The organism is Vibrio sp. SCSIO 43153 (assembly GCF_023716625.1).
GTDB lineage: Bacteria > Pseudomonadota > Gammaproteobacteria > Enterobacterales > Vibrionaceae > Vibrio > Vibrio rotiferianus.
This window is the reverse complement of record NZ_CP071855.1, coordinates 3,244,046-3,268,235: the sequence shown is the minus strand read 5'-3', so window position 1 is coordinate 3,268,235 and position 24,190 is coordinate 3,244,046. Positions and strand designations below refer to the sequence as shown.

The 24,190-nt window shown below is 45.0% G+C and carries 29 protein-coding genes; 20 read left to right on the top strand and 9 right to left on the bottom strand.

All coding sequences use genetic code 11. The features are described from left to right. Positions 1 to 12: 12 nt before the first annotated feature. Positions 13 to 609, bottom strand: coding sequence for a tRNA-uridine aminocarboxypropyltransferase (locus tag J4N37_RS15580; protein WP_010444528.1), 597 nt, complete (start codon positions 607 to 609; stop codon positions 13 to 15). Continuing rightward, positions 609 to 2,159, bottom strand: coding sequence for a COG3650 family protein (locus J4N37_RS15575; protein ID WP_252041336.1), 1,551 nt, complete (start codon positions 2,157 to 2,159; stop codon positions 609 to 611). Before J4N37_RS15575 ends, J4N37_RS15580 begins: the two co-directional genes overlap by 1 nt. Positions 2,160 to 2,200: 41 nt before the next feature. Here J4N37_RS15575 and J4N37_RS15570 point away from each other — a divergent pair, with 41 nt between their 5' ends. Beyond that, positions 2,201 to 2,671 carry an EVE domain-containing protein gene (locus J4N37_RS15570; protein ID WP_252041335.1) on the top strand — a complete coding sequence of 157 codons (471 nt, stop codon included), beginning with the start codon at positions 2,201 to 2,203 and terminating at the stop codon, positions 2,669 to 2,671. A 70-nt stretch (positions 2,672 to 2,741) separates the two neighbouring features. On the opposite strand, the gene J4N37_RS15565 is transcribed toward J4N37_RS15570, so the two are convergent. After that, positions 2,742 to 3,566, bottom strand: coding sequence for a Cof-type HAD-IIB family hydrolase (locus J4N37_RS15565; protein WP_010444517.1), 825 nt, complete (start codon positions 3,564 to 3,566; stop codon positions 2,742 to 2,744). Between the two features lie 173 nt (positions 3,567 to 3,739). Next, positions 3,740 to 4,729, bottom strand: coding sequence for an alpha/beta fold hydrolase (locus tag J4N37_RS15560; RefSeq protein WP_171358975.1), 990 nt, complete (start codon positions 4,727 to 4,729; stop codon positions 3,740 to 3,742). A 65-nt stretch (positions 4,730 to 4,794) separates the two neighbouring features. Between J4N37_RS15560 and rhtB the strand changes: the two genes are divergently transcribed. From rhtB to arsJ, 6 genes are all read left to right on the top strand, one after another. Next, on the top strand, positions 4,795 to 5,412 hold the full coding sequence (gene rhtB / locus J4N37_RS15555) for a homoserine/homoserine lactone efflux protein (protein ID WP_088881553.1): 618 nt from the start codon (positions 4,795 to 4,797) through the stop codon (positions 5,410 to 5,412). 25 nt (positions 5,413 to 5,437) lie between these two features. After that, positions 5,438 to 6,661 (top strand): EAL and HDOD domain-containing protein, encoded by a 1,224-nt coding sequence (locus J4N37_RS15550; RefSeq protein WP_143693074.1) that lies wholly within the window; start codon positions 5,438 to 5,440, stop codon positions 6,659 to 6,661. Between the two features lie 102 nt (positions 6,662 to 6,763). Continuing rightward, a complete protein-coding gene (locus J4N37_RS15545) occupies positions 6,764 to 7,099 on the top strand; it encodes a metalloregulator ArsR/SmtB family transcription factor (RefSeq protein ID WP_010444511.1) in 336 nt (111 codons plus the stop codon). Positions 7,100 to 7,142: 43 nt separating this feature from the next. After that, a complete protein-coding gene (locus tag J4N37_RS15540) occupies positions 7,143 to 8,144 on the top strand; it encodes an ArsJ-associated glyceraldehyde-3-phosphate dehydrogenase (RefSeq protein WP_071236451.1) in 1,002 nt (333 codons plus the stop codon). Between the two features lie 11 nt (positions 8,145 to 8,155). Continuing rightward, on the top strand, positions 8,156 to 8,650 hold the full coding sequence (locus J4N37_RS15535; RefSeq protein ID WP_252041334.1) for a cyclin-dependent kinase inhibitor 3 family protein: 495 nt from the start codon (positions 8,156 to 8,158) through the stop codon (positions 8,648 to 8,650). A gap of 258 nt (positions 8,651 to 8,908) precedes the next feature. Then, complete coding sequence (arsJ, locus tag J4N37_RS15530; RefSeq protein WP_252041333.1) at positions 8,909 to 10,126, top strand: organoarsenical effux MFS transporter ArsJ; 1,218 nt, start codon at positions 8,909 to 8,911, stop codon at positions 10,124 to 10,126. Between the two features lie 89 nt (positions 10,127 to 10,215). Here arsJ and J4N37_RS15525 read toward each other — a convergent pair whose 3' ends face one another. Continuing rightward, entirely contained in the window at positions 10,216 to 10,596 is a 381-nt protein-coding gene (locus J4N37_RS15525; RefSeq protein ID WP_182027380.1) for a cystatin domain-containing protein, read from the bottom strand. A gap of 249 nt (positions 10,597 to 10,845) precedes the next feature. Here J4N37_RS15525 and J4N37_RS15520 point away from each other — a divergent pair, with 249 nt between their 5' ends. Continuing rightward, on the top strand, positions 10,846 to 11,859 hold the full coding sequence (locus J4N37_RS15520; RefSeq protein WP_182027379.1) for an acyltransferase: 1,014 nt from the start codon (positions 10,846 to 10,848) through the stop codon (positions 11,857 to 11,859). 1 nt (position 11,860) lies between these two features. Here the strand turns inward: J4N37_RS15520 and J4N37_RS15515 are convergent, their stop codons facing one another. Continuing rightward, the gene (locus tag J4N37_RS15515; RefSeq protein WP_010444499.1) at positions 11,861 to 12,190 is read right to left on the bottom strand and encodes a DUF2500 domain-containing protein; all 330 of its coding nucleotides are present in this window, start codon (positions 12,188 to 12,190) and stop codon (positions 11,861 to 11,863) included. Between the two features lie 241 nt (positions 12,191 to 12,431). On the opposite strand from J4N37_RS15515, the gene J4N37_RS15510 reads away from it, so the two are divergent. From J4N37_RS15510 to J4N37_RS15495, 4 genes are all read left to right on the top strand, one after another. Then, a complete protein-coding gene (locus tag J4N37_RS15510; RefSeq protein WP_010444498.1) occupies positions 12,432 to 12,797 on the top strand; it encodes a hypothetical protein in 366 nt (121 codons plus the stop codon). 993 nt (positions 12,798 to 13,790) lie between these two features. Continuing rightward, the gene (locus tag J4N37_RS15505) at positions 13,791 to 14,411 is read left to right on the top strand and encodes a lysoplasmalogenase (RefSeq protein ID WP_252041332.1); all 621 of its coding nucleotides are present in this window, start codon (positions 13,791 to 13,793) and stop codon (positions 14,409 to 14,411) included. Positions 14,412 to 14,480: 69 nt separating this feature from the next. Beyond that, positions 14,481 to 14,702, top strand: coding sequence for a YecH family metal-binding protein (locus tag J4N37_RS15500; protein ID WP_010444493.1), 222 nt, complete (start codon positions 14,481 to 14,483; stop codon positions 14,700 to 14,702). Positions 14,703 to 14,814: 112 nt separating this feature from the next. Then, positions 14,815 to 15,399 carry a YhgN family NAAT transporter gene (locus J4N37_RS15495; RefSeq protein ID WP_010444492.1) on the top strand — a complete coding sequence of 195 codons (585 nt, stop codon included), beginning with the start codon at positions 14,815 to 14,817 and terminating at the stop codon, positions 15,397 to 15,399. A 66-nt stretch (positions 15,400 to 15,465) separates the two neighbouring features. Here J4N37_RS15495 and J4N37_RS15490 read toward each other — a convergent pair whose 3' ends face one another. Then, complete coding sequence (locus J4N37_RS15490) at positions 15,466 to 15,732, bottom strand: DUF1145 domain-containing protein (protein WP_252041331.1); 267 nt, start codon at positions 15,730 to 15,732, stop codon at positions 15,466 to 15,468. Positions 15,733 to 15,757: 25 nt separating this feature from the next. After that, on the bottom strand, positions 15,758 to 16,357 hold the full coding sequence (gene rsmD, locus J4N37_RS15485) for a 16S rRNA (guanine(966)-N(2))-methyltransferase RsmD (protein WP_010444480.1): 600 nt from the start codon (positions 16,355 to 16,357) through the stop codon (positions 15,758 to 15,760). 223 nt (positions 16,358 to 16,580) lie between these two features. On the opposite strand from rsmD, the gene ftsY reads away from it, so the two are divergent. The 6 genes from ftsY (at position 16,581) to glpG (ending at position 22,078) form a co-directional block, all read left to right on the top strand. Further along, the gene (gene ftsY / locus J4N37_RS15480; protein WP_252041330.1) at positions 16,581 to 17,822 is read left to right on the top strand and encodes a signal recognition particle-docking protein FtsY; all 1,242 of its coding nucleotides are present in this window, start codon (positions 16,581 to 16,583) and stop codon (positions 17,820 to 17,822) included. 22 nt (positions 17,823 to 17,844) lie between these two features. Next, entirely contained in the window at positions 17,845 to 18,519 is a 675-nt protein-coding gene (gene ftsE / locus J4N37_RS15475; RefSeq protein ID WP_010444476.1) for a cell division ATP-binding protein FtsE, read from the top strand. Beyond that, positions 18,509 to 19,471, top strand: coding sequence for a permease-like cell division protein FtsX (ftsX, locus tag J4N37_RS15470; RefSeq protein ID WP_010444474.1), 963 nt, complete (start codon positions 18,509 to 18,511; stop codon positions 19,469 to 19,471). The genes ftsE and ftsX overlap by 11 nt, the downstream gene beginning before the upstream one ends. Before the next feature lie 175 nt (positions 19,472 to 19,646). Next, positions 19,647 to 20,504, top strand: a complete 858-nt coding sequence (gene rpoH / locus J4N37_RS15465; RefSeq protein ID WP_038884842.1) for an RNA polymerase sigma factor RpoH — start codon at positions 19,647 to 19,649, stop codon at positions 20,502 to 20,504. Positions 20,505 to 20,915: 411 nt separating this feature from the next. Further along, positions 20,916 to 21,236, top strand: a complete 321-nt coding sequence (glpE, locus tag J4N37_RS15460) for a thiosulfate sulfurtransferase GlpE (RefSeq protein WP_038884844.1) — start codon at positions 20,916 to 20,918, stop codon at positions 21,234 to 21,236. Next, a complete protein-coding gene (gene glpG, locus J4N37_RS15455) occupies positions 21,236 to 22,078 on the top strand; it encodes a rhomboid family intramembrane serine protease GlpG (protein ID WP_038884846.1) in 843 nt (280 codons plus the stop codon). The genes glpE and glpG overlap by 1 nt, the downstream gene beginning before the upstream one ends. A 68-nt stretch (positions 22,079 to 22,146) precedes the next feature. Here glpG and J4N37_RS15450 read toward each other — a convergent pair whose 3' ends face one another. Further along, positions 22,147 to 22,557 (bottom strand): flagellar basal body-associated protein FliL, encoded by a 411-nt coding sequence (locus tag J4N37_RS15450; RefSeq protein ID WP_010444471.1) that lies wholly within the window; start codon positions 22,555 to 22,557, stop codon positions 22,147 to 22,149. A gap of 153 nt (positions 22,558 to 22,710) precedes the next feature. On the opposite strand from J4N37_RS15450, the gene J4N37_RS15445 reads away from it, so the two are divergent. Beyond that, positions 22,711 to 23,250, top strand: a complete 540-nt coding sequence (locus J4N37_RS15445; RefSeq protein ID WP_252041329.1) for a chorismate lyase — start codon at positions 22,711 to 22,713, stop codon at positions 23,248 to 23,250. Beyond that, the gene (gene ubiA / locus J4N37_RS15440) at positions 23,251 to 24,105 is read left to right on the top strand and encodes a 4-hydroxybenzoate octaprenyltransferase (protein WP_252041328.1); all 855 of its coding nucleotides are present in this window, start codon (positions 23,251 to 23,253) and stop codon (positions 24,103 to 24,105) included. Positions 24,106 to 24,190 lie beyond the last annotated feature (85 nt).

Below are 24,190 nucleotides of genomic sequence, written 5' to 3'. Positions count from 1 at the left end.
TTCTTAACAGCGTTAGGTTTTGAGCTCGTGACCACTTTTCTCGGCTTGGAAACGAGGGAGGTATTGCTCGAAGAAGTTCAGCATCTGTTGCTGGTTTTGCTCTTCACCAAGTTGTCCGAGCAATTGAGCAGCAACTTCAAAGGTACATAAGTTGCCTTGTTGTTGATTGCGACGCAGTTGATACTGGGAATCGGCTTGAGTGGCTAAGCCCATCATCGCGATACCCTCTAGCCATCGGCTTTTATTGATCATTTTGCGCGCCTCTTGCCAGGTTGCATCAACAATGATGTACAGCGGTCGTCTGCTTTGCTCGTTACTTTGTTGCTGCACTTGTTCAAGCGTCAGGCTCTCTTCACTTGGGAATAGCAATACCGGCAGCAGGCTTGGATTGGCAAGCGTTTCTAACAACTCCGCTGGTGGCGCTTTACGATCCCAAACGACTTGAGTGACATTCAGTTGGCACTGGGTGAGTAGTTTGCCAGTGTTGGTGTCTCGCGCCAGTTCATTAGGGTGCATTAACAGCATCAGCGAGTGTTCACTGCTTAACTTCGGCAGCAGTGAACAGATGCAGTTGAACTGGAAGTCACAATGTGGACAAGGCTGCGCCATTACAAGCGCACTCCATCACGAACAGGGCTGATGCCATCTGAGAATAGACGCACGCCGCTGACTTGTTCTTTGCTCGCTTTTGGTGCCAAGCTTGGGTTGATTGGGTAACTTACGCCAGTGTATTGCATCACGTGTTGCCCAGGTGTTGTGCCGCCACCACCGACATTAAAAATCAGGTCTCGCCAACCGTGTGAGGTTTGTTGACCAAGCATGATTGGACTTTGCACTAACGTCATACGGCTGTTGAAACGCCACTCTTTCTCGTGGTTTTCGAATACCAGCAGAGTACAACCGCCAGAACCACACCAATCAAGTTGCACCAGCAATTCTTCATCCCCATCGCCATTCAGATCGTAAGTTAGCCAACGGTATTGGTTGTTACTTGGGTTGGTTTGGTGAATGAAGAAGTAGTTACGTACCGCAGCGTCCACCTTTGAGTTGAAGTCCGCACTAGAAGGAACATCAGCAGCGCCAATTGGATCGTTGTTGCGCTCGGCTGCTGGTTGCTCTGTGCCTGAGTTACGCACGGTTGCTGGGTATAGCACTAAACCGCCATCGGCGATAGGGTAAACGACATTCCCCACTTTTTCTTGTGTTGCTTTTAGTTGATTACCATCTCGCATAAACAAGCGCTCAGAAACGAGTCGCTGCCGTTGATGATGGGTCATCACCACTTGGACTTGCGATGGACTCAGTTGTTGCCAGTAGCCGCGCTCAACCAATGGTGGCTGGCCGTCTGAGTAGCTGTATTTGGTGATGGCACTGTGGTCGCTGTTCAGTGTCATCTGCACTTCGAAGCCTTGCGATTGGGTCGATGTCGCGACGTAAGTATTCACCCACTCCAATGTTGAATCTACGTTGGCGGTCATGCCACAGCCTTGGTAGGTTTTATCGCCATGCTCTAGTGTCGCCTTCCAACCGTAAAGGGAGTCACTCATGGTGTCAGAACACAAATTCTCGGTCATGCGCAACTCGCCGTTATCAAGTTGGTAAGTACGTTGGCGAGGTTGCAGTTTACTGCTGTCGATCTCGATCGTTTGTGTCGACTTGCCCATTTGCTGGAACTTAAGTGCGCCGCCTTCAAAAGTTGCCGCCCACGAAGGTTCATTACCGAAGATGCGAGTTGGTTTGCTGGTTTGTTTGCAGTGATGCGGATTTTCGGTAGTGAGGAAGTTCACTTGCTCAACCACAAAGTTAGCATCGAAATCTGCAGAAAATCCGTCGACGCCCGGTGGATTGAGATGACCAATCACTTCACCATACATGGTTTGATAAGGTTCATTGGTGATTGCTACTGCACGCTGAACTTGTTGTGGTGACAGTTGCAGCCAGTATTGTTTATCACTGCCACAAGGTGTGATGTATTGGCTTTCGTGTCCAATCACCACTTCGCCACGCAACATGAAGGTTTGAGGTAAGATGGTTTCCGGCTTATCTAGGGATGCAGGTGGAGTGGTTGGTGTGTCTGCATCGGACTGCTGCGGCTGCATGCTACATGCTTGCAGGACCAGCAGTGTGGCTAATGCCACTGGGTTTTTCAAAGCCTTCATGTTATATCTTCCTCATTACTCAATTTGCATCGGATGGCATTATGGCATATTGGTTATTTAAAACAGAACCAGATACCTTTTCTATTGACACGCTCCGAACCCAAAAGGTTTCATGTTGGGAGGGAGTTCGTAATTATCAGGCGCGTAATATGATGCGTGACCAAGTCAAATTGGGCGACTTGGTACTGATTTACCATTCCTCTTGTAAGAATGTGGGTGTGGCAGGTATTGCCAAAGTGACTCGTGAAGCGTATACCGATTATTTTCAGTTTGACCTAGAGAGTGATTATTACGACCCGAAATCTGACCCAGAAAATCCGCGTTGGATAATGGTGGATATTGAGTTTGTGCGTAAGACTGAGCGCTTAATTCCGTTGTCGGTCATGAAAGCGATGCCAGAGCTAGAAAACATGCCATTAGTGAAACGCGGCAATCGCTTATCGATCATGCCGGTGAGCGAAGAAGAGTGGCAAGCAATCCTCGGCAAAGAGAAGTTGCCGAGTCAGCGATAAAAGAAAAAGGGCTGCATGGTGCAGCCCTTTGTGATTTTGTCGATAACCAGTTGTTGATAACTAATACAGGTTATAGCAGATGATCTTGCAGGTAGTGTGCAACTGCATCGTCGGCGTTGCTGCCGATCACTTCATTGTTTGGTAGTGCTTTCATCACTTTCTCGTGAGAGGTGCCCATGACCAAACCTTTACCCGCCATCGATAGCATTTCTACGTCGTTCATGCCGTCACCAAACGCGATGGTGTTTTCCAGTGTTAGACCAATAGACTCTGCGACTGCCTTCAGGGCATCACCTTTAGAAACGCCAGCGCTCATCACTTCCAAGCACCAAGGTGTTGAGAAAGCGATGTTCAATCGGTCACCAAATTGTTCGCGCAGTTTGGTTTCGAAAGTCACCAGATGGTCGTGGTCTTGCGAAGGGTGGGTGAAGAAGATTTTTGCAATGCCGTCTGTAGGTGCGTTGTCTTCATCGTACAATTTGTAAGTGAACTCTTCGTGGAAATCACGCAGTTGTTCGTCATCTTTGTTCAGCAACCAGTCGTCGTTTTGGTACATGTGGATAAGTATTTCAGGATCCGTTTTGATCGTGTCGATCACTGGCTGAACCAAATCCTCTGGTACGTTCTGGCTGTACATCTCTTGATCATTTTGGTCGTGCACACGTGCACCATTCGAAGTAATCATGTAAGCCGGAATACCTACCGTGCGACGAATGCTTGCGACGTCTACGTGGTGGCGACCCGTTGCAAAGACAAATGTGTAGCCTTGCTCATGTAGCGCTTTGAGTGTCTCTTTCGAGTAAGCGCTTAGCTGGTGGTTAGGTGCGAGTAAAGTGCCATCCAGATCTGAGGCAACGATTTTAGTGATCTCTTTGCAAGGTAGCGATGTGCTCATGAAGCCCTCGTAAACGGTTCGGATAGAGTAGAACAGGTTGATTGCACACGGAGCGCAGCAGATTGACTAGGTCATACTGCTCCGCGTGCGGGGGAACATGGGGAAGTCTACGCCAAAATAAGGAAAAAAAAGAGGGTAAATCGATGAGCTCGTATTTCCTCTTTAATCTGTTTTTATTGGCTGTGCTCGCGCATGAAGGCAAAGACGGCATCCAACGCTGGGTTACGATACTGATCTTTTTCGAATAAGATTTCGTGCTCTGCGCCAGCTATCGAAACTAGGCTCACATTAGGATTAGTCTTACTCAGCTTGTCGATAAAGCGCTGCTGAGCGGCATTACTCACGATACGATCATTACCAGGTTGGAGTAATAAAACCGGAACTTTAATTTGCCGGGTCAGCAAAATACACTGCTTTGCTGCCATCAAGCCTTGCCATACCCAACGTGTACTAGGGCCGCCCACTTGTAGCTCTGGTTTATCGCGGTATAAACCACGGAACCAATGGTAGCGATCGTAGCTTTGGCTGAGTGGGTTATCTTCAAACGGTTTTGGATAGTATTCCTTATGACCCGGTGCGTAGCTTGGCTGTGGGGATACCGCCGCAAGGATTTGCGTGACCGGAATCGCGATAGGACTGAGATACCAAGGTAAGTTGATACCAAACATCGGCGCACTCAGGATTAAACCATCAAAGTTATGATTTGGGTGGGTTTGCAAATAACGCGTCGCAATTGCACCGCCCATTGAGTGAGAAATGATAAAACGCTGCTGATATCCGCTTAAATCAAGCTGCTGTAGCACCAATTCCATATCTTCAATGTAGTCATTAAAGTCATAGACGTGACCCATGTCTGAGTCTGAGACGAGTCGTTCTGATAAACCTTGTCCTCGGTGGTCAAACGAATACACGTCATAACCTTGTCGATACAGGTCGTAGAACAGTTCTTGGTATTTCCAGGAAGCTTCAATGCGACCGTTGACGATCAGCACGGCTTTTGTGTGCTCAGGTTTGGTGAGTTTGCACCAGTAGATGTTCTTTTTTTCTGTCCCTTTTACAAAGCCTTCTTGGCGTTCTTGCCAAAGTGCTGCGATCGGACCACCTATTGCTTGCTCAAATAAGGTCTCTTGAGTATAAGTCAAAGGTGAATGGTTAATAGCCATTAGTCGATTACCTGAAGATACGTTGTTTACGCGATGTATCATCGAAGAATTATTGAGGAAATGCAATGGATACCCATGTTTGGTTAGCCTATGTGGTAACAGCAATCGTTTTTAGTCTGGCTCCGGGATCTGGTACCGTCAACTCAATCAGCAATGGTTTGAGTTACGGCACGCGCAAGTCTCTGGGCGCTATTGTTGGTTTACAGATCGGCCTGGCAATTCATATTGCTCTGGTTGGTGCAGGTATTGGTGCTTTGGTCGCGCAATCGGCAACCGCATTTGCCGTTATTAAGTGGGTGGGTGCAGCTTACCTTGTGTGGCTTGGTATTCAAAAATGGCGTGATACGTCTAGTTTGGTAACACCAGAGACTCATAAAACAATGTCAGGTAAGTCATTATTGTACAAAGCCATTCTTATCAACCTGACTAACCCTAAATCTATTGTGTTCTTAGTGGCGCTGTTTCCACAGTTTATTGACCCAGCAAAAGATCAGCTAACCCAACTGCTTGTCTTGGGGGTGACGACTGTCGTTATTGATGCATGTGTGATGCTGGGCTACACCAGTTTGGCCGCACAAATGGGACGTTTTATTCGTTCAGATAAGATCATGGGCAAAATAAACAAAGTATTCGGTTCAATGTTTATGGGATGTGGTGCATTATTAGCGGCTGCGAAGTCATAAGCTACCAGAAGAGTTGTCCTTTAGCATGAATACTACGTATGTCGCTCGCCAGCCAATCTTTAACCGTAAAAGACAAACGCTGGGCTATGAATTGTTATTCCGTGATGGTGAGCGCAATGCTTACCCTGCTCATATAGATTCAAATCGAGCGACATACCGACTTATCGTCGAGAACTTTCTTTCTGTCGGCACTAACCCTGTTATTGCTTCATCACGCTGCTTTATCAATTTTCCTCATCAAAGCTTGGTGCGCAGATTGCCTCGCAGCTTACCCAAAAACAAAATTGTTATTGAGGTGCTGGAGACATGTCGTCCAACTGATGACCTTCTAGATGCAATTCGAGAGTTCTATCGAGAAGGTTATTTAATTGCTCTAGATGACTTTACGTTGACTCAGGAGTGGCGTCGATTTTTGCCTTACGTCCATATCGTGAAACTCGACATTATGGCTATGGGCTTAGATAAGGCATGCGAGTTAGTCAAAAGTCATTTAGATAAAAGAGTTAAGTACCACTTTCTTGCAGAGCGAGTTGAAACTGAAGAAGAATTTGAAGCGACTAAAGAGGCTGGCTTTAAGTTTTTCCAAGGGTACTTTTTTAGTCAGCCACTAATATCCCAAACAAAGTACGTCAGTCCTGAGCAGGTTCTTGCCCTGAAGCTGTTTCGTGAAGTATGTGTACCAGATCCTGATTTTGATCGGATTGAAAGTATCATTACTCAAGATGTCGCGTTGTCGTACAAGTTGCTGCGCTTTGTAAATACACAATCAAGCAATCTTGAGGTCGCTATTACCTCTTTTCGCCAAGCATTGATTTATTTGGGGCAAGAGAAGCTTAAGATGTTTGTCTCGTTGGTGGTGGCATCTTATATCTCGAGTAACAAACCCAGAGAGTTGTACAATCTGTCTTTACAACGTGCGCAATTTTGCCAGTTGATGTCTAGCTACCAGCCATTTTCACACCTCAATGAACAAGGCTTTATGGTCGGGCTATTGTCAATTCTTGATGCCATGCTCGATTTATCAGTAGATTCTCTTGTAGAGCAGCTACCACTTAGCCCCGCTTTAAAACAAGCGCTTTTGCATCGAGAAGGCGCTTATGGAGCACTCATTGCCCTAGAAGAGTGTTACGAACGTGCTGACTGGAATGGTGTGGAAAAATTCTCTCAACAGCTTGGGCTCTCCTTTGACGATGTTAAGTCTCAGCTTGGTGAAGCGGTGCGCTTGAGCCAGACTTTCGTTGGCGCATAATCCGATCAAATATTAAACTTTTATTACAGTCGAGCGCGATCGCTTGACGGCATCCTAGTTTTAAATAAGTATATACGTATATCCATATATAGGTATGTAACAATGCTTCCGCATCAATTCTTCAAACTTCTTTCCGATGAAACTCGTGTGCGCTGCTTAATGCTTGTTGTGCGCGAAGGGGAAACCTGCGTTGGTGATCTAGCCTATGCGCTACAAGAAAGTCAGCCAAAGATTTCTCGTCATTTAGCTCTGTTAAGGTCGAATGGCATTTTGGTAGATAGACGCCAGGGACAGTGGGTGTTCTATCAATTGTCCCAACAGTTACCAGGATGGATGCAAAAATTGATTGATGACTTGGTCGCTTCGAACTGCTTAAAACAAGAGTACCAAGACGATATTTCACGATTGCACGATAAAACTCGTGCGGCTTGCTGCTAGTAGTAAGCGTTACCAGTTTATAGGTTTGAAAAGGTAGAAGATTATGACGATTAAAGTAGGTATTAACGGTTTCGGTCGAATTGGTCGCTTGGCACTGCGTGCTGCGTTTGATTGGCCAGAGCTAGAGTTTGTGCACATCAACGATGTAGCGGGTGATGCAGCGACGCTTGGCCACTTACTTGAGTTCGATTCAGTTCAAGGTCGTTGGAATCATGCAGTGCAAGTTGAAGGCACAGACATGGTGATCAATGGTAAGCGCATCACGACTTCACAAGAACGCGATATCGACGCTGTGAACTGGGGTCAATGTGATGTTGTGATTGAAGCAACGGGCGTTCATCGCAAAACCTCATTCCTAAACAAATACCTAGAACAAGGCGTAAAGCGTGTTGTTGTTAGCGCACCAGTGAAAGAAGAAGGCGTTGCAAACATCGTAGTGGGTGTTAACGACCACATCTTCGACCCAGCGCAGCACCGCATCGTAACTGCAGCGTCTTGTACAACCAACTGTATTGCACCAGTCGTGAAAGTGATTCATGAGAAACTGGGCATTGAACAGTCATCATTCACAACGATTCACGATTTAACCAACACACAAACGATTCTGGATGCGCCGCACAAAGACCTGCGTCGTGCACGTGCATGTGGTATGAGCCTGATCCCAACCACAACGGGCAGTGCGACTGCAATTGTGGAAATTTTCCCAGACCTAAAAGACAAGATTAACGGTCACGCGGTTCGTGTCCCTTTAGCAAACGCCTCACTTACAGACATTATTTTCGATGTGAAACGTGATACTACGGCTGAAGAGGTTAACGCACTACTGAAAGAAGCTTCTGAAGGCGAGCTAAAAGGCATCCTTGGCTTCGAAGAGCGTCCATTAGTTTCTATCGATTACAAAGGCGACCAACGTTCAACGATCGTCGACGCGCAATCAACCATGGTTGTGGGCTCTCGTATGGTGAAGATTTACGCTTGGTACGATAACGAAATGGGTTACGCGACGCGTACTGCGGAATTGGTTCGTAACGTTGGTATGGCATAAGGAGTTTTAAGATGTCTCATCCTACATGGCAATTAGATTTAGAAACGGGCGCTTTGGTACTGACTCCATGTCCAGGTACCAAAGGTGTGGAACTGCAAGCTTCGCTAGAACAACTAAAAGCGCAAGGTGTAGAAGCGATTGTTACTGCCCTTGATGATGCTGAATTAGCGTCCAAAGACGTGTCTGCGTTGGGCGATATAACCCAACAGTTGGGCATGAAATGGTTCCAAATTGAAATTGAAGATGACTGTGCTCCGGGCGAAGACTTCGCTGAAAAATGGTCACAAGCGAGCCCTGAACTGCACGCGATTCTTGCTCAAGGTGGCAAGGTTGCAATGCACTGTATGGGTGGCTCTGGTCGCACAGGCTTGTTTGCTGCGCACCTACTGCTAGAGAAAGATTGGGCGCTAGAAGATATCGTACGTGAAGTACAAGCTTTGCGCCCTGGTGCTTTCACTAAACCAGTACAAGTTGAGTACATCGAGCGCGTAGCTCAAGGCGCTTGATCAGCTTATAGAGCTTTTGGAACATCATGATCTAAAAGCTCTCTTTATGCCGTAATGGCTTACCAATTTATGTGATTCTTGTTTATTGATTTCATATTTAAATTGTTGTTTATTAATGAATAATGTTTGGGTGTTTAATCAGTTCTTGTTTCACAATTTAGCGCCAGTATTGAGATGACTCAATGCTGGTGTTCAGGTTATAGAGCATTTGGAACATCATGATCTAAATGCCATAAACGCTGTACATCTGAGGTCGTTATGATTTCAAAACTAAGCAAAAGTATCCGTCAGTACATGCTGGTGACGTTCAACTATTGGAACTTCACCGTGACGGATGGTGCACTCCGTATGTTGGTGGTGCTTTACTTCCATGACTTAGGCTACTCAAGCTTGGCCATTGCCTCGCTTTTCCTTTTCTATGAATTTTTTGGCGTGGTGACCAACTTGGTTGGTGGCTGGTTAGGTGCTCGACTTGGTTTGAACAAAACCATGAACGTCGGCTTAGGGATGCAGATTTTTGCCTTGCTGATGTTGGCAGTGCCCAATGCTTGGTTGACCATTCCTTGGGTGATGGCGGCACAGGCAATCTCAGGTATTGCCAAAGACTTAAACAAGATGAGTGCCAAGAGCGCGATCAAAACTTTGGTGCCAGACGAGCAGCAAGGTGCGCTGTACAAATGGGTTGCGATCTTAACTGGCTCGAAGAATGCGCTGAAAGGTGCGGGTTTCTTCGTTGGTGGCTTGCTGCTATCGGCGTTTGGTTTCCAAACTTCGATGATAATCATGGCAAGTGTGCTGGCCGTTGTGTTTGTATCCAGCTTGATTTGGCTTGAGGCGGATATGGGTAAGGCGAAGAGCAAACCTAAGTTCCGTCAGATTTTTTCCAAGTCAGAGTCGGTGAACATTCTTTCCGCTGCACGTATGTTCCTATTTGGCGCTCGTGATGTGTGGTTTGTTGTTGCACTGCCAATTTATCTTGGCAGCGTGTTTGGTTGGGATCACCTGATGGTGGGTGGTTTCCTTGCGGCTTGGGTGATTGCTTACGGATTCGTTCAAGGTTTTGCGCCTCGTATTACCGGTAAAGCGCAAGGTCGAGTGCCAGATGGCAGCGCGGCATTAATTTGGGCAGGTATACTTGCTGTCATCACTGGTGCGATTGCTTATGGCGTGCAAATCGGTTGGCAACCAGAGCTGGTCATTGTGGTGGGCTTGATGATTTTTGGCGCTGTGTTTGCGGTGAATTCATCTTTGCACTCTTACCTTATCGTCAGCTACGCGAAAGGCGATGGTGTTTCACTGGATGTCGGCTTCTACTATATGGCGAATGCGATGGGACGTTTGATTGGTACGGTTCTATCCGGTTGGATTTACCAAGAAGCGGGGCTGGCGGCATGTTTGTGGGTGTCATTTGCCTTCTTAGCGCTGACAACTCTAATTTCTATCAAGCTACCAAAAGCCAAAGTGGCGACGGCTTAAATCGATTTACGATTCAGAATAAAAAATGGCTCCGCTTTGGGAGCCATTTTTGTTTTTACGATTCAGTATCGCAAATCAGCAAATCTTGCTTATGGGCAAATGCGGCCCTGTTGTGCTGGCTGCGTCATTTCCATATCACCTTTCAGTGAGCGGTAAACGATGGTGTTCCAAACTTCACCATTGTCCATTTCGAATTCAATCGCGTAGTTCATGCCATTCACGACTTGAGTTCGTACGCTCAAGATTTCTTTTAGCTTCGCTGCGGTATTCATCTGACCAAGAACAAAGTCGAGTGCTTGTTGAGCTTCAGGAGTCACTTCACTTTGTGACCAGCCGCCAGCAAGGTTTTCAGCGTTGCAGATAGGGTTCGCTTCCGGTTGCGATTGTGTTGGTGCCACGGCCTCTTCCTTTTGATTACATCCAGCTAAAGCCACTACACAAACCAGTGACGCTAATAATGTTTTCTTCATAAAGACCTCTCTTAATAATCTAATTGGCATCCTAAAGGAACGCAGAATTTAAAGCTGTTTCATATCCGAGAAAGCTTAGGGTTACCGAATTCACTTCGCAATAGATGTTGGAGCGATTTATTTTGCAGATGAATGATGCTCTAGCGTCATTGTAGGGTTAAAAATAAGCAAAAACAGATTGTTAACTATTTAACTGGATGAAAATTGCCCTATGCTATAGACGTGAAGTTACGCAAATTAGGAAAGGGTATGAGAGAAAGGGTTCTGTTTTTCGACTTATTACGTTGTGTGGCGGCGGTAGCAGTGATCGCCATCCATGTGTTAGCGCCATATCGTAATGAGTTGGGCGTGATTCCATTTGACCAATGGTTAACCGCGGTGGGTGTAAATAGCGTGACTCGTTGGGCAGTGCCAGTTTTTATTTTGATCACGGGGGCATTGATGCTCAGCGATACGCGTCCTTTTGATGCCAAGTACTACTTCAAACGGCGCTTAGGTAAGGTGTTAGTCCCTTTTATTATTTGGTCGATGTTTTATGCGTATTTGTCAGGCTGGACGGCGCAAGGCTTTGACTTTGCCACCGTTGAAGAAGTGGTGAGCAACAGTCCGCATCATGCAACCTACTACCACCTTGGATTCTTCTATTACTTTATTCCGCTCTATTTTGTGATTCCGTTGTTTCAATGGGTAGTCCGTAATTGTGATGACAGTGTCCTCTATGCGTATCTGGCGGTTTGGCTACTCACCAGCACTTTATTCTTATTCAAAATTGATGGACCGTGGAGTAATCAATACTGGCTTTATATGGGATATTTGCCACTCGGTTATGTTTTGTTTAAGAAAGTACCGCTCAATCGTTCTATGGTTACAGCGTTTACTGCGCTTGGGCTGGTGGCATTAGTGGTGACGTTTACTATGGTTGTCGCAAATAGCTTAGAGGCAGATAAATACACAGTGGGGCGTTGGCTATCATACAAAACATTGAATGTGATCTTAGCTGCGTCGATGATCTTTATGCTGTGTCGTTACTTTGGAGAAGGTTTGGCGCCAAAAGCGCAAAAAGTGGTGAGTGTTATTAGCCAACACAGTTTGGGTATTTATCTTCTCCACCCAATTTTTTTATGGCCGATGAAAGCGTTCGGTTGGTATCAAGGGCACCCTGCATGGGTGATTCCGGTATGGATTGTATTAAGCGGTGCTGGAGCCTTGGCGATGAGCTATTTGTTCTCCAAGTCAGCCAAGACTCGCTGGTTGTTGCCGTAGTTTAGCGTTTTAGGGCGAAGTGTAAGAACTTGTCGCCACAGTAAGTCAGTGTGCCTTTATCACCGGGATTTAGAGCGTGGTAATAGTGCACACCGATTTGAAACTCGCGTTTTGGTCCAATCGAGCCGCGTTGTACATAAATCCAATATTCTTGGTCGTCTTGACCTGGCTCTGCTTCTGGTACTTCTATTACTTGCTTGTCTAATATGGTCACTTGAGCGCTTTGTTCAGGTGCGTCTTCGCCAAAGTAATGCTTGCTGTAGAAGCGGAAAAATACCCATGCACCAAGTGCAATTAGTGCGAATAGAGCCAAAATAAGTGAGATTGGCATGATAACCTCCAATGTTTCATTGGCGCCTATTTTACAGAACTCCCTGATTAAACTATGAGTTGAGATAAATTATTCGTGATCTAGTAAAAGCGTCGTAGATTTTATTCGGCGCACTTCACATTTTATATGCGTTCAAGAGCACAATTTAAAAGGAAATTTGCACCTTTTGACTCGAAAAAGTTCTAAATTTATAGAAGAATGAGATGACAGACAAAGGAATGGTCAAGTAAGGAGGGTTGCGATGTCAGATATTGAGAAAGTAGTCATGCGTACCCGAACCATCGAAAAACTTCTGCGTACGCAATATCATGCGGAAGGGAAGGGGTTGCATCAATTGATCAGCAGCTGTGAAGAACGCTTGCCACACGACGTTATAGCGAAATTACGCTTTATCGCAACCGTGCGCAATAAGATTGTTCACGAAGAAGACTATAAGTTGGACGACAGAAAAGGCTTTATGGCGGCATGTGATGCCTGTGAAAAGGAACTTACGCCAAGAAGTTCTCGCTTTATTTGGCGAGCGGCTATTTTGTTAATGGCCTTGATTACGCTTGCTGCTCTTGGCTTTTATTACATGCACTGGGATATTCTAAGTAAGCATTTGTAGACTACAAAAATTGAACAATAAAAAAGGGACGCGGAAGCGTCCCTTTTTTATTTTAAACAGTAACTTAGTACATCATTGGCAGTGTCATTAAACCAACAACCACTGCAATCATTACCAGCCCTTGTTTTTGAGAAGAAGAAATCATAACACTACCCCTAAAATCATTGATGAACTCGATGTAAATAATATAGCACTGTTTTTGGCTGTTGATCAACTTCAAAGCGCAAAACTTTTCAAAACTAACACTTAACTTTCGTTTATTGGCCCTTTATTGACTAATAAAACTGTGTTTTTTGTGCTGTTGTTAAAGTGTGCGACTTGTCTAATTCTTCTTCTTTTTGTTTTTAAGTGTATGATTTTTATGTGTTAAATATGGTTAATGTGATGGTGTTATAGTGTTTATTGTCTCTATGGTGTGTTTGGTGATCTATTTTTGCTGAATTTCTCAAAAGTTGAGAAAATTCTATTTAATGCTAGTTAGGTCGATTTAAATTAAGGGCTTTGGAAACGTATTTTCCTATCTGATGAGAAAATTACAGCCTCAAAAACGGATAGGCTCAGTCTTGATTGGCAATGGTTGGGTTTTTTCGACTTATCTCCTTGATGGTTAGTCATATCAGTTACTTATGTTGAATTGTCTGAATTTTTAATCTACATGATTACTGGGCTGATAGCGGTTTATTCTTTATAGGTCAGGCGGTTTTGTCCCTCTTGGTGCACAGAGGTGATGGATTTTAGTTTTGTGTTGGTTATTTACACATAGTGCTCGTGTGGTGAACAAAGTGGCGGTTTATTTTTCACAGTATTGTCTATGGTGAGCTGAAAGGCCGAGCTATTCTTAGAGGTGAATAGATTGTCACTTCGTTGATTGAGTCCGTGGTGATTACGAAATGTTTTGATTCGCTAGCGAGATCCAACTTTCATTGATTATGTCTTTACATCAAGATTGGTCTACCTAGACTAGCGGCGAGATTACGTGAAAGGTGTATCGGCATGTGGAGTTGGTTAGCGATTGGGCTATCGGGGATGTATTCCGTGTTGGGGGCAAAACAGGCCAATCCAACGCAGTCTCTAACATTTAAAATTTTTACTCTGCTATTGCTGCTGATTTTGGCACTGACTGAGGGTTCTTCAGCACCACATACGTATTGGATCGTAGGTGGTCTCGTGGTCTCGATGTTTGCTGATACGCTCCATTCGTTTAAATCTCGTAAGCCTCTCTATTTTGCTGGTTATCTACTGGCACAAATTTGCTATAGCAAATCTTTCTGGGTTCAGCTCAATGGTGACATTGTGTGGTGGCTGTTAGCTTTACTGCTTGCTGCAAGTATTGTGGCTTTCTTCCTCTTGCTACCACAGTTAGATTCCATGGTCTTTCCGGTTGTGATCATGGGCATCATGCTGGTTCAACTGGCTTGGGCGGCAGGTGAGGTTTGGTTACAAGTGCCGAGCTTTGCTAATGCGATCGGGTTTAGTGGCACCTTAGTGATGATTTATTCTGCTTTAGCTTACGCGATACATGGTTATCGTAAGCCGATGAAGCGAGCCTATGTCTGGGTGAGCGGCACTTACTTCTTAGCCCATGCATTAATTGTTGCCTCTATCATTTACTAACTTAGGTCAAAGCAATCGATAATGTTTTAGTTACACTGCCCAGACTAACTTTGAAGATTGGAATCGATGATGACTGAAATTCATGCACATAACTTGCTGAACCTACTCCGTGAAACCCCAATGAATCGTGATGAACTTGCTGCTCATTTCGGCACAGATGCGCGCTTTCATACCTGTAAGCTGAATGATCTAGACTTAGATGCATTGCTAGAGTTTTTGCTAAAGCGCGAAAAAGTACGCGAACTGGAAGGTAAGTTTGTGGTTAACATGGCGCGCGTTTGTAATCACTAAGCGGCGGCTAAGCGTTATTCGTTGAGGGCGGGAAATCCATTTCGCCTTCAACCATATATTCACGTATTCACTTTGTTATACTGGCCGCCAATTTTCCTGTCGAGGTCAGAACATGGACATTCTTTCTGCAGCGACCATGCTGTTTCTTATTATGGACCCGCTCGGCAATTTGCCGATTGTGCTGTCCATTCTCAAACACCTAGATGCCAAGCGTCGCCGTAAAGTGTTAATCCGTGAATTGTTGTTTGCCTTGATGATTTTGATGCTATTCCTCTTCGCAGGCCGAAGCATCATGAGCTTCCTTCATGTTCAACCTGAAACCTTGAGTATTTCTGGCGGTATTATTCTGTTCATCATCGCGATTAAGATGATTTTCCCTAGTGCGGGCAGTATTACTGGTTTAGCGGCTGGCGAAGAACCATTCATTGTGCCGATGGCGATTCCGATGATAGCTGGACCATCTGTGATTGCTGCATTGTTGCTATTGTCTTCTCAGCACCCAGATAAGATTATGGAGCTGTCGGCAGCTGTGTTGATTGCATGGGGGGCGACGTTCTTTATCTTGATGTTCTACAGTTTCTTCCACCGTATTTTAGGGGAACGTGGTCTGAAAGCCGTCGAACGTTTGATGGGATTACTCTTGGTGATGATTTCTACTCAGATGTTCCTTGATGGCGTGAAGAGCTACATGGGTTAAGCCTTTGTCCACCGGATGAATACAAAAAAGCCGCTCTAGTGAGCGGCTTTTGTTTATCTGAGGTTTCTACATCATATGCTTGCGACGGATATCGAGCAGAGCAAAGATGCCAAAAATCAAAATCGAGTATTTCTCCCAATTGCTCATCTTAATTTTGTCACCAAATGCACCGATGAAGATCGCCATTTGTAGACCATGCATAATGAACAAAAATGCCGCCATGATATACAGCGCAATGGCCGCTTTACCTGGAAAGGGCATAAAGATGTTGAGGATTAATATAAACCAGACAAAGGCGATGGCCGCTTTAGCCAGTATCAATAATGCTTTCATTTAACTATCCTTTTAAATTGAGGCTTTAAGCTGTTGCGCGTTCATATAAGCGGTAGCTGACTTGGCCTGCGGTTTTCTCGCGGTGCAGACGCCAGTTTTCTGGAAGCCCAGCAATGTTTAGTTCTTTCTCTGTTTCAATATAAATCATCGCATCTTCAGCCAGCCAGCCATTTTGCTCAAGCAAGGTCACGGTTTCATCCAATAAGCCTTTGCGAAACGGCGGATCGATGAATACTACGTGATGTGGCGTACCCGGTTGCTTCAAAAAGCTTAACGCATCGGTGTTCACTACATGAATATTACTAGTATTCAATGATGCAATGTTCTTTTGTAACTGCTGAAATGCTTGTGGATTTAGCTCCACCATGGTGACAAGCTCTGCTTGGCGAGAAGCGGCTTCAAAGCCTAAGCCGCCCGAGCCAGCAAATAGATCGAGGCATTTTGCTTGCGGCACATCTTGAGCTAACCAGTTAAATAGGGTTTCTTTTACGCGATCCGTGGTTGGGCGCAAACCTTCAGCGTCATGAACAGGTAGCTTTCTGCCTCTCCATAAACCACTAATAATGCGAACAAAGCCCGTTGTTGGCTTTTTTTGTGATGAGTTTTGCTGGCGACGTCTTACCATAGATTTTTTGACCGCTAATAAAGTGATACTATATCCAATCGCCCAAGCTTTGAGCTTGGATACAGCCCAGAATATTCAAGATGACAGAGTGTAACACTAATAAGATTAGATTCACCTAATTGGAAAGTTTTCACAACTTTGTCATTCGCCTTTTCTGTCAAGATAATATTCTTGTCAGAAAAGAGTCATTAATAGATAAGAAGACAATCTAGGATAGCCCCAGATGACGGAAAAAAAGAAGCGCGGATTACTTTCGTGGCTAGGTTTTGGTGATGAAGAGCAAAGCCAAAAACCGACAACTGAAGAATCAGTAAAAGAAGAAGCAGCGGAAGTGCCTGCCGCCGAGCAACAATCTACAGAAGATGCTGCCTATCAAGCAGAAGAAAAAACAGTTGTTGAAGAAGAAACTGAGAAGCCTGAGCCTGTCCTAGCAGAAGCAGAAGCAGAAGCAGAAGCAGAAGCAGAAGCAGAAGCAGAAGCAGAAGCAGAAGCAGAAGCAGAAGCGCCAGTTGTGCCTCGCATCCAAGAGCAAGAGAAGCCAACGGAAAGCTTTTTTGCTCGTCTTAAGCGCAGTCTAAGCCGTACTAAAGCGAACATTGGTGCAGGCTTCTTTGGTCTGTTCAGTGGTAAGAAGATCGATGAAGACCTTTTCGAAGAGCTAGAAGAACAACTGTTGATTGCTGATGTGGGGATGAATACCACCACCAAAATCATCGACAACCTGACCGAGAAAGCTTCTCGCGGTGATCTGAAAGATGGTGAAGCACTTTACGGCCTATTAAAAGAAGAGATGGCAGAAATCTTAGCTAAAGTAGAACAGCCTCTCGAAATCGACAGCAGCAAAACCCCTTACGTTATCTTGATGGTTGGTGTGAACGGCGTTGGTAAAACAACTACGATCGGTAAGTTAGCGAAGCAATTCCAAAACCAAGGCAAGAAAGTCATGCTCGCTGCAGGTGATACCTTCCGTGCAGCAGCGGTTGAGCAGCTACAAGTATGGGGCGAGCGTAACAACGTTCCTGTGATTGCTCAGCACACTGGTGCAGACAGCGCATCTGTTATCTATGATGCAATTGAAGCGGCAAAAGCGCGTGGCGTTGATGTCGTGATTGCAGATACTGCCGGTCGTTTACAAAACAAAGCTAACTTAATGGAAGAGCTACGCAAGATCGTGCGCGTGATGAAGAAGATTGATGATTCTGCACCGCATGAGATCATGCTGACGCTAGACGCGGGTACAGGTCAAAATGCCATTAGCCAAGCGAAACTGTTCAGTGACGTGGCCCCTCTAACTGGGATTACATTGACTAAGCTGGATGGTACGGCGAAAGGTGGCGTTATCTTTGCTATTGCTGATCAGTTCGAAATCCCAATTCGCTACATTGGTGTAGGCGAAGGTATCGAAGACTTGCGTCCTTTCGAAACTCAAGAGTTCATCGACGCTCTGTTTAGCCGTGAAGAGTAATTAGAGTTAGAGGTAATCAACGGTGATCAAATTTCAGCAAGTGAGTAAAGCATATCGAGGTGGTCGACAAGCCTTACAGAAGGTCGATTTTCATCTTAGGCGCGGAGAAATGGCGTTTTTAGGTGGCCACTCGGGTGCGGGTAAAAGTACTTTGTTGAAACTGATATGTGCAATAGAGCGCCCAACTGATGGAAAGATCCAGTTCAACGGGCACGACATTACGCGTATTCCAAGCAAAGACATCCCTTTTTTACGTCGTAATATTGGGATTGTGTTTCAAGATCACCGTTTATTGATGGACCGAAGCGTGTTCGACAATGTCGCGCTGCCGATGCGTATTGAGTCGATTTCTGAAAATGAAATCAAACGCCGAGTTTCTGCGGCATTGGATAAAACGGGTCTACTTGATAAAGCCCGTTGTCTACCTAGTCAACTCTCGGGAGGTGAGCAACAGCGTGTCGGTATCGCTCGTGCTGTTGTAAACCGACCAACGTTATTGGTGGCGGATGAACCGACGGGTAATTTAGATCCAGAATTGTCTAGTCGTGTTATTCGCTTATTTGAAGAATTTAATCGTGCTGGCGTAACGATTCTCCTTGCGACGCATGATATCGGGTTAGTCAATACTCGCCCTCAATATCGCCACTTTGAATTGAACCAAGGTTTCCTTAGTGAGGTAGAAGACTATGGTAGGTAATAAGCGCACCCAGAAGAAAGGGCGTAATACCGGTCGTGCAAATACCGATAGTTTTTTCTCCGTCCATCTGAAGCAAGCGAAAGCTTCTTTTCGTGCGTTATGGCGACGTCCTTTAGGTAATATCCTTACCCTTGCCGTGATTTCGATGGCGCTTTCCATGCCTGCATGTTTATACCTATTAGGTAAAAATGTAGCGGGCGCAGCCGAAGATGTAGCTTCACCATCGCAAGTTAGTGCTTACTTAGTTGAAGGGATGCCAGATGCTAGGGTGATGGTATTAAAAGATCAGATAGAAACTTGGCCTTTGGTAAAAGAGGTGGAATATATTTCGCCACAACAAGGTCTATCAGATCTAAGCCAATACGCTGGGTTTGACCAAGCGTTGAGCCTGTTGAGTGGTTATGCACTACCTGGTGTGTTGGTGATTACGCCAGATACCGAGTTAAAAAGTGATATCAAAGCGTTAGCGAAGGACGTCCGCCAACAGCAAGACGTTACCGATGTTAGGCTTGATGAGGATTGGTTAACCCGTTTAGATGCGATTAAAACCCTTGCTGGTATTATTGTCATCACCCTGACAATACTGATGTTAGGTGCTGTATTTTTAATCGTCGGCAATACATTACGTTTTAATGTATTAGCAAATAAAGAAGAGATTCAAACCATGAAACTGATCGGCGCGACCGACAGTTTTATTCTTCGTCCCTACCTCTATACAGGTATGTGGTTCGGAGTACTAGGCGCAGCAATAGCATGGTTGGTTACTGCATTAGTTACAGTGGTAATGAATAGTGCGGTAGAAGATTTAGCAGCGCTGTACGATAGTCAGTTCCGTTTGATTGGCTTGAGCTGGGATGAATCTCTGTTATTGATCATCACTGGCAGTTTATTGGGTTGTATTGCCGCACGAGTATCCGCGCAGCGACACCTAAAAGAAATTGAACCAGTTTAGGTGATAAAGGTCTTATACTTGGAATTTATTAGCACAAGCTAATTTTTCTCTCTTGTTTAGACGATTTGTTTATGGATAATTGCTCACCCTTCTTGCAACTTGTTCACTTTGAGTTCAAGATGGCGAAGCTAAATTGCAATGTATTGCTCCAGATCAGAGATTGATGAGGAATTGAATGTCAAACGAAGCGTATCCGATGGCCCTAGTCACGCAAGATAGCCTTGATAGCTATATCCGTTCTGTAAACAGCTACCCAATGCTGACACCAGAAGAAGAGCGAGGACTGGCAGAAAGATTACACTACAACGGTGAGATTGACGCGGCGAAAGGCCTGATCTTGTCACACCTACGATTTGTTGTTCACGTTGCTCGTGGCTACTCAGGCTACGGCTTGCCAATGGCAGACCTAGTTCAAGAGGGCAACATCGGTCTGATGAAAGCGGTTAAGCGTTTCAACCCAGAAGTGGGTGTTCGTTTGGTCTCTTTTGCGGTTCACTGGATCAAAGCAGAAATTCATGAATACGTGCTACGTAACTGGCGTATCGTGAAGATTGCGACTACAAAAGCGCAGCGTAAACTGTTCTTTAATCTGCGTAAGTCGAAAAAGCGCCTAGGTTGGTTCAACAATGGTGAAGTAGAAACGGTTGCACGTGAGCTGGGGGTAGAGCCTTCAGAAGTGCGTGAAATGGAATCTCGTTTGGCAGCAATAGATTCAACGTTCGATATGCCAACAGACGAAGACGACAGTTCGAATTCATATACAGCCCCAATGCTGTACTTAGAAGATAAGTCGTCAGATGTCGCGGATAATGTTGAAGCGGCTAACTGGGAAGCACATACCAATAACCGTTTGAGCCATGCATTAGCAAGTCTAGATGAGCGTAGTCAGCGTATCGTAAGCTCGCGTTGGTTAGACGACCAAAAAGCAACACTGCAAGATCTAGCGGATGAGTTTGGTGTATCTGCTGAGCGTATTCGTCAGCTAGAAAAGAACGCGATGAAGAAGCTAAAATTAGCTGTTGGTGAGTTCTAACTTACGCTCCTAATACAAAGTAAGATTTTCATAGAAAGCCGAGATCATGTGATCTCGGCTTTTTTATTGTCGATCTAAATTCGATGAAGTTTGCGATCCATTTTATCTGTGCTACCTGTGTATAACTCTGTGAAGTAATTATTCATCAACTGTTCGAAAGCCGGACAAAATAAGGCTTTATCGCCGTTTTTGTTTTGGGGATAGTTGTGAATATACACACAGTTAGATCAAGATCATCACTACATATTGTGGATCAAAAGATCCAAATGCACTTTATCAACGCAATTCACAGATTTATCCACAAACGGTTGGAATATGAACAGCTTTAAATGACCAGACTATCTCTGTGGCTAAGTTTGGCTTTGGATAGGTTACAATGACGTCAATTCTGAGAACAACATGAGAAAGTAAATGGACCAGTTTCAACACATTGATGTACAAAGTGCTCAAGCCTTGCTTAAACAAGGCGAAGCTAAACTTGTCGATATTCGTGACCCTCAATCTTTTGCAGTGGCGCATGCAGAATCCGCTTTTCATCTGACCAATGACTCAATCGTGGCCTTTATGGACGAAATAGAGTTCGAACAACCTGTTTTAGTGATGTGCTATCACGGCATCAGTAGTCAAGGTGCGGCACAATATTTGGTTAACCAAGGCTTCGAACAGGTGTACAGTGTGGATGGTGGCTTTGAAGCCTGGCAACGAGCAGAACTCCCAATAGTGAGAAGTTAATGAAGAGATTGGTAACGTTAAGTAATCCACGTATGGCGCAAGCTTTCATTGATTACATGGCATCGCGCAAAATTGAGATTCAGATGATGCCGGAAGGTGAAGGGCAGTTTGCGCTTTGGTTGACGGACGCGCAGCATGAAATAGAAGTTGACGCGGAGCTGAAGCAGTTCTTAGCCAACCCATCGGCTTCGAAGTACAGCGCGGCCTCGTGGGACGTTGCCGATACTCGCAAGAGTAAATTTCATTACTCCAGCCCAAGCATCATGGGAATGATCAAAGCCAAAGCGGGTCCTGTGACTTTATTGATCATGGCCGTTTGTACAGTTATCTACTTTTTACAGATGTTTGGTTTTGGTGATGGGGTGTTTGCACTGCTGCACTTCCCCGCTTTTGAAGGTCAGCAATGGCAAGTTTGGCGTTGGATAAGTCATGCATTGCTGCATTTTTCAGTGACACATATTGTGTTTAACCTACTGTGGTGGTGGCAGTTAGGTGGTGATATCGAACGTCGCCTAAGCTCCGGTAAGTTACTGCAAATCTTCTTTATCTCTGCGGCGCTGTCTGGCGCTGGGCAATTTTACGTAGAAGGGGCCAACTTCGGTGGCTTGTCTGGTGTGGTCTATGCGCTACTTGGTTACTTGTGGGTTCTTGGTTATCGCTGCCCACACCTTGGCTTAGCCCTACCTAAACCGATTATTGGCTTTATGCTGGTGTGGTTAGTACTAGGCTTTGTTCAGCCATTTATGGCGATTGCCAATACTGCCCACTTGGTAGGTTTGCTCTCAGGTATGGCGATTGCGCTGTTTGATTCAGGCAAACAGAAATACCAACAAGCATTGTGAGCACTTGATAAGAATAGAAAAGACCGCCGAAAGGCGGTCTTTTGTTTTACGAAGTAAACCTGCAGAGGTTATTGATAGAGATACTTGGTAAAGAGTAAATCAGCAATAATGGTCTTGCCTGTTTCTGGAAGAAGAATCTCATTGAGTTTTTCAACCAAGGTTTTACGTAAGTCTTCTCGGCCAGACAATGATTTAATCGTATCTTCAGTTTGTTTGCCCAGTAACTCTATAACCGCATCACGAATGAGCGGTTGATGATGTTCGACAACAGCAAGATCTTGTTGGCTCATGACCATAATATCGATACGAACTTGTACATAACCTAGCTTTTTGCCTTTGGTGTAAAAGTTAGTAGTTAAATCTGGCTCAAGAGTAAAATAGGCCAACTGAGGTCCTGTTTCTTCCGATTCTGCCCAACTAGGTGCAGAGATCAGCAAGCTCAATGCAAAAATAATTTGGGCTACATAACGTTTGTACATATTTCTAACTTTTCTTTCTCTGGATCGCGATACTCGAATCGCTTTAGTCTTGATACAATAGACCGTCTATAACAAATAACGGAACTTACAGTTTCAATAAGACGGTAAGTTGTTGCTTTATTGTACGCATAAAGCCACCAATTGAATACTAGTATGAATCAGCCGACATCACTCTATATTACTTCTTTAATGGAAGTAGAGTGGCAAAAACCCGAAGATTTCGCATTTCCCAATGAATTTGCTCAGCATTGGCTTGAGGAGCAAGGGTCTTTGTCACGCCGTTTGAAGCAGCACTGTCAGGAACTGACAGTGGAATTGCTGCATAACCAAATTGTTACTGCACAGACACTACATGCAGATGAAAGTCTCTTGTTATCCGACCAAGATTGCCTGCTTAGAGAGGTGATTTTATGTGGTGACAATACAGATTGGGTCATTGGCCGCACGCTAATCCCACGCACAACGTTGGTTGATCAACAATATGACTTGGCGCAGCAGGGGGATATCCCGTTGGGCTTGACCGTATTCAGCGCTGATAATGTTGAACGCGATGCTCTGCAAATGGGGTGGGTTGATCTGCCACAAGGGCGCTTTTTAGCGCGTCGCTCAAGATTGTGGATGAATCACAAACCGATGCTGGTCGCTGAGTTATTCTTACCAAATTCACCCGTTTACGCTAAGGAGAAGGTGTAAATGTCCGCAGAAAAAGCCAAAGCATATTGGCAACTGATGCGAATGGATCGCCCAATTGGCTCATTGTTGTTGTTGTGGCCGACGGTTTGGGCACTTGTGATTGCCGCGCAGGGCATGCCAAATTGGGATGTACTCATCGTGTTTGTATTAGGCGTGTTCCTAATGCGCAGCGCTGGTTGTGTGATTAACGATTTTGCCGACCGTAAAGTCGATGGACATGTGAAACGTACCAAGCAGCGTCCTTTGCCATCGGGTAAAGTGACCTCGAAAGAAGCGATTGGTTTGTTTTTGGTTCTTGGTATCAGTTCGTTCTTATTAGTGCTAACTATGAATCCGCTTACGATTAAGCTCTCTTTTGCGGGCATCTTTTTAGCGTTCATCTATCCATTTATGAAGCGTTACACCCATCTGCCACAGCTGTTTTTGGGCTTGGCTTTTAGTTGGGCGATTCCGATGGCATGGGCTGCGCAAACTGGCGACCTGCCTTGGATTGTGTGGTTTGTGTTTGTGATTAACGCGCTGTGGACCATTGCCTACGACACTCAATACGCGATGGTTGACCGAGACGATGACTTAAAGATTGGTATCAAATCGACGGCTATCTTGTTTGGCCGTTATGACAAACTAGTGATTGGCGTTCTGCAGTTGCTTACCTTGGCGATGTTGGTGCTACTTGGTCAACACTACCAACTTGGACAGAGCTACTACTGGACGATTCTGGTTGCGGCTTCTTTGTTTGTATACCAGCAACACTTGATTCGCCACCGAGAACGCGACTTGTGTTTTAAAGCCTTCCTTAACAACAATTATGTCGGAATGGTGATTGCGGTCGGTCTGTTTATCGCTTTCTGGTAACGGCGTAGTACAAACGTTCAGATAGAAAAAAGGCATCCAATTGGATGCCTTTTGTGTTTTTGTCGAGGTAAGTATCAGGCTTAAG